The organism is Bradyrhizobium sp. (assembly GCF_049519115.1).
In the GTDB taxonomy this organism is placed as follows: domain Bacteria; phylum Pseudomonadota; class Alphaproteobacteria; order Rhizobiales; family Xanthobacteraceae; genus Bradyrhizobium.
The window spans coordinates 1-5,209 of sequence record NZ_JBEKRB010000135.1; the positions used below are offsets into that span (position 1 = coordinate 1).

Consider the following 5,209-nt stretch of genomic DNA (forward strand, 5'->3'; position numbering starts at 1 on the left):
GTCGACCGCACCGAGATCGATCCCCGATATCTGATCCGCCCTTATTATTTGTGCCCGGACGGCAAGGTTGGCCACGACGCCTTCGCGGTCATTCGCGAAACCATTGGTGAAATGAACAAGGTCGCGATCGGACGCGTGGTGCTGACCAATCGCGAGCACATCATCGCGCTTGAGCCGCTGGACAAGGGACTGATGGGAACGCTGCTGCGATATCCCTACGAGGTGCGCGATCCGGCGGAGTATTTCGACGACATCCAGGACGTCAAAGTCACCAAGGACATGCTTGATCTCGCCAGGCACATCGTCGGTCAGAAGGCCGGGCACTTCCAGCCGGACAAATTTGAAGACCAGTACGAAACCGCGCTCCTCGATTTGATCAATCAGAAGCGCGCCGGCAAGCCGATCACTGCGAAGGAGCGGCCCCGCGGCGACAACGTGGTCGACCTGATGGAGGCGTTGCGGCGCAGTGTCGGAGGCGGACCCGTAGCCGAGACCAAGGCGCCGAAGAAGTTAGGCAAGAAGCCGCGCAAGGCAGCGGCCGGCCAGAAGGAAATGCTGATGCCGATCGCCGGCAAGAAGCCGGCAAAGGAGGCCGCCGCGAAGAAGCCGGCTGCGAGAGCGCACAGGAAATCGGCCTAGCGTCCGCGATGGCTTCGCGGAAATCACAAAGCGCCGGGCTCCTCCTGTTTCGAGGAGGTGCCGCCCATCTGGAGGTCCTGCTCGGTCACCCGGGAGGACCATTTTGGCAAAACAAGGATGACGGTGCCTGGAGCATCCCGAAGGGTCTGATTGGCGCCGACGAAGCACCACTGTCAGCCGCTCGGCGCGAATTCGCCGAAGAGACCGGATACCACCCGGACGGAGATTTCTTGCCGCTCGGCGAGGCTCGGCAGCCGGGCGGCAAGGTCGTTCAAGCGTGGGCCATCGAAGGCGACTGGGATCCCGCGCTCATCCAAAGCAACACCTTTGAGATAGAGTGGCCGCCGCGCTCCGGACGCCGTCTGACCTTCCCGGAGATCGACCGCGCGGCCTGGTTCGGTATCGCCGACGCGCGACGGAAGATCCTCAAGGGACAAATGGTTTTCGTCGATCGATTGCTTGAGAGCGCCATGGCAGTTTGCCGCGACAACCGATAGTACCGGCCCGACAATGTTCGATTTAACGTTCCTCGGAACTTCGGCCAGCGTGCCTTCAGCGAACCGCAACCATCCGGGCCTCCTAGTGGAAGCCGGGGGCCACCGCATGATGATCGACTGCGGGGAGGGTACGCAGCGCCAACTGCTCCGGAGCGGCGCTGGCTTCAGAAGGCTCGACCGCCTCTTGCTGACGCACGCCCATTTCGACCACGTGCTCGGCATTCCGGGTCTGTTTTCGACGCTGCGGCTGCGGCAAAGCACCGATGTCATGACGATCCACGGTAGCCAGACGACGCTCGACGTCGTCGTCCGGATGCTCGCCGGACTCTGGGGCGAGGGACGGGCCCCCATCCCGTTGCAACTCGTTCCGTTGGCGCAGGGGCGGATCCTCGATGTCGGCGAATTCACCGTCGACTGTTTCCGCGTGCGTCATCGCGATACCGAAAGCTTCGCGTTTTCGTTCGACAGCCAAGTGCGCCGGCATCTTTTGCCCGACCGCCTTTCGGCTCTCGGTGTGCCGGACGGCCAGGTGCGCAAGGATCTCGCGGAAGGAAAGCAGGTCGTTTTGGCAGACGGCAGGAGGATCGATTCCGAAGACGTGTTGGGACCGCCCGAAGGGCGCAAGAAGCTCGTCGTCGTGGGCGACACGGAAACGACCGACGGCCTGGCTGGGCACGTCCGGGACGCGGACCTCATGGTGATCGAAGCGACCTTTCTCGAACGCGATGCCGCCATGGCCCTCGACTACGGCCATCTCACCGCGGCGAAAGGCGCCGAGCTCGCTGCGACCGCGGGCGTGAAGCGACTCGTCCTCACGCACATCTCTGGACGCTACTCCGACGAGGAGATCCTAGCGGAGACGACAAAAATATTCCCGAACTCCCTAGTGGCGGCCGACCTCGACCGCCTGACGGTCTGAAGCGTCGCCGATGATATCCACGAAAGAACCAGTCGAATGACCAAGAAGCTAAAGACCTACGAAACTTCGCTAGGATTCTTCGACTTGGCGATAGCGGCGCCCTCGATGAAAGCGGCTCTCGAAGCCTGGGGAGCCGACAGCAATCTCTTCCACCAGGGCGCGGCCAAGCAGAGCGAGGATCCGGACGTGGTGGCTGCGACCACGGCGAAGCCTGGCGTCGTGCTCAAGCGTCCTGTGGGTTCGAACGGGCCCTTCAAGGAACACGCCGAACTACCCCGCGATCTCGCCGTCGACGGCGGAGCGAAGAAGGCCGGGCGAAAAGCTCCGAGCCTCAAGCCACAAAAGAACGCGAAAAAGATCGACGAAGTGGAGGATCGCAAGGCCGCGCTCGCATTCGAGAGGGAGCAGGCGCGCCGAGAGCGCGAACGCGCAAAGGAGGAGGCGGCTCAACGAAAACAGCGCGAACGACGGCGGAAGGATGTCAATAAGGCGCAAAGCGCCTTGGACGCGGCTCGCCGAAGCCATGATCGGGACGCGGCCGGCATTCAAGCCAAGATCGAAGATCTCGAAGAGCAGTCTCGGACGGAAGAAGCGCGATGGGGAAAGGAGCGATCCAAACTCGAGGCCGCGCTGCGGCGGACTCGCGGGTAGCAGACGCCGTTCAACCGGCGCTGTCGGTTATGCGGGCGGCGATGCGGAGATGACATGGAACGCGTGCGGTTCTGGTTCGTTTCCCGCCCATGACGATCTCTCTTTCCCAATTGCTTGAGGAATCTTTCCAGATTGCCTGGGAATACCTCAAACGCACGGGCGAACTGGGCGACGGCGCTGCCACAGGCGGCATGCTCGCCACCGCGCGTCTTACGGGGCAGACCATCGGCGCAATTCTCGCCGCGATCTCGTTCCGGATCGCCGGCCATTCCGAGACCACAGCGCTCGGCGTGGCAGCAGCGTTGGCAGCCATCGCGGCGGCAGCCAGCGGGGCCAGGCTCTATCATCCGGAGGGCGCGCGCCCTGTGAAACCAGCAATCGTTGCCGACGCGCCGTAGCCGCGCCAGTTTTCGAGAGCGACAAGCGCCTGTCGGCCACCGCACAGTCGCCGTGACGATGGAAGAAGAAAAGAACTGACCGCTGCATGTGTGACGCGTTGAACATTTTAATCCAACACGGGCGCCGAGTCCGCCAGATAAGCTGACGGTTCCGACCGAACCACAATCGCGCCGGCTCGTGACACAACAGCGGACGTAATCATCCCGTCCCCGCGACCCAACGAATCGCTTCTGAGGTCTGACCACACGCAGAATGCGCCGATCGCCGCGACGATGGTGGCGATTATCCCTCGGACCAACTCTCGACGCTCGTCGTTAGCAGGCATTGGTCTTGCTCATTATCGCCTCCAAGGCCGGCGCCGCTTGCTGCTTTGCCTGACGCTCTCGCTCCCCTTGAGCGATTCTCATCCAGGCTTTAGCCATAGCCGACAATGCCTGCCGATACTCTGGTACAACTGTACTTTCTGAAAGTGTATGGCATTCGTCAAAGCGACGCTTGCATTCTGCGATAGTGTCTTCTGACGTGGATGAAGTTGTCACACGGGCCTCTCTTGTCGGTATTTGTCGGTCGACAACTCCCCAATGTGGATTGCTATCGCGGTCGATACTCACAGTCGCCATGGGTAGCCAAATAAAAAGCGTCCCAGCCAGGGGCAGGAAGGCTGGGACGCTTAGGAGGCTCCGCCGGCCAAACGGCACCGACGGACTTGCATTCTTGGGCGCGGCCACGCTGCCTCCAATAACAAGACCGACAATCGGTTATCGATATTCCCGAATCCTTGGACTTTTTATTCTCAAAAAAGTGCGGCCAGTGGAACGGCAAGAAAATATTGTCAGAGTCGAACGAAGGTCTCGCTATTTGGCCGATGAGCGCGAACCGAAGGCGTCGTCGCGGCTATCTGTTGTGCATTAAGACCCGCCGGGTTGAACCGGGGGGTCTTTCCATGATCATCCGCAGACTTGGACTGGACGAATTCTCCAGCCGTAAGGCGTCATCACGCGGCGACGGACCAGGTAGCAGCCGCCGTCGTCATAGTAATCGTTGTACGCGTAAGGATAGTATCCGCCGTAGTAGAACCCGAGGCCATATCCGCCAAATCCACGCCCGCGAAATCCGCCTCCGCGGAATCCGCCGCCACCGAAGCCGCCATGAAAGCCGCCTCCGCCGAAACCGCCTCCATGGCCACCACCGCCGCCACCGCGGGCGGACGCTTCGCTCGACTGAATCACGCCGACTGCCACAAGTACGAACAAGGCTAAAAACGTCTTCCGCATCGTGCTTCCTCCATTGGGACAATCTCGCTCCCAATGATCAGACACTTTTTGCGACGGAGTTATTCGGCCATCGATAGACGTTCTGGGTCAACTGAGTGTGAGCCGAAGCGGATCGATCGTCGTCCGGATGAAACCGCCAAGGACAGCAACGCGGAGCTGCCTTGGACCTCCTAGCCGAGTTAGCGAATAAGAGCTCAGACTGTTCAAGAGATGACTTTGTGCTTGCCAACGAGCGTACGGCGACCAGTGCTGGCGCGCGCGGTAATAAACAGCGGCAGCATCCGTTGCAGTATGCCGTCACGCAGCACGAGTCCGTGAAACAGCGCGGCGCCCGCGTGCAGGCCGATGAGGGCGAGAAGCGCCTTGGCGCCGAGTTCATGAGCCTCCTGGAACAGGCCGCGGATGGCCGCGTCCGGCGTCAACAGCGCCGGCACCTGCCAGACGAACAGCATGAAGGGGCGGCCATGAAACACGACGTCGCCGAGACCCGTGACGGGCTGCACCAGGAGCAGGACGTACAGGCCGTATTCATTGGCCTTCGCGATCCACTGCTGCAGCTTGGGCATGCTTTCCGGAAACGGCGGCAGATAGGCGAACCTGCGCCGCCACACGAGGCGCGCCAACGCGACGACCCATGTCAGCCCTCCCAGCGTCTGATGCATCGCCAGAAGCTGCAGACCCAGGCCGGTCCCGTGACCGACGGCTTCGTGCAGCCACACCGTCGTGAACTGGCCGACGATGAGAAGCACGGTGATCCAATGCAGGGCCATGCTCGTCGGGTCGAAGCGTCCGCTCTTCGCGGACGGCCTCACTACGACCATTCCTCGCGC

7 protein-coding genes are annotated in these 5,209 nt (G+C 61.7%); 5 read left to right on the forward strand and 2 right to left on the reverse strand.

What is annotated here, in order from left to right; all coding sequences use genetic code 11:
- The 5 genes from ku to ABSE61_RS35790 all read left to right on the forward strand — a co-directional run.
- Positions 1 to 639: non-homologous end joining protein Ku (ku, locus tag ABSE61_RS35770; RefSeq protein ID WP_423875877.1), on the forward strand; the 639-nt coding region annotated here is incomplete at its 5' end.
- An 8-nt stretch (positions 640 to 647) separates the two neighbouring features.
- Positions 648 to 1,136 carry an NUDIX hydrolase gene (locus ABSE61_RS35775; protein WP_423875878.1) on the forward strand — a complete coding sequence of 163 codons (489 nt, stop codon included), beginning with the start codon at positions 648 to 650 and terminating at the stop codon, positions 1,134 to 1,136.
- A 13-nt stretch (positions 1,137 to 1,149) separates the two neighbouring features.
- Entirely contained in the window at positions 1,150 to 2,055 is a 906-nt protein-coding gene (locus tag ABSE61_RS35780; protein WP_423875879.1) for a ribonuclease Z, read from the forward strand.
- A gap of 36 nt (positions 2,056 to 2,091) precedes the next feature.
- The gene (locus ABSE61_RS35785) at positions 2,092 to 2,706 is read left to right on the forward strand and encodes a cell envelope biogenesis protein TolA (protein WP_423875880.1); all 615 of its coding nucleotides are present in this window, start codon (positions 2,092 to 2,094) and stop codon (positions 2,704 to 2,706) included.
- 89 nt (positions 2,707 to 2,795) lie between these two features.
- Positions 2,796 to 3,104 (forward strand): hypothetical protein, encoded by a 309-nt coding sequence (locus ABSE61_RS35790; RefSeq protein WP_423875881.1) that lies wholly within the window; start codon positions 2,796 to 2,798, stop codon positions 3,102 to 3,104.
- A 948-nt stretch (positions 3,105 to 4,052) separates the two neighbouring features.
- On the opposite strand, the gene ABSE61_RS35795 is transcribed toward ABSE61_RS35790, so the two are convergent.
- Entirely contained in the window at positions 4,053 to 4,379 is a 327-nt protein-coding gene (locus ABSE61_RS35795) for a hypothetical protein (protein ID WP_423875882.1), read from the reverse strand.
- A gap of 203 nt (positions 4,380 to 4,582) precedes the next feature.
- Positions 4,583 to 5,209, reverse strand: a 627-nt coding sequence (locus ABSE61_RS35800) for a cytochrome b (RefSeq protein WP_423875883.1), incomplete at its 5' end; no start/stop codon positions are given.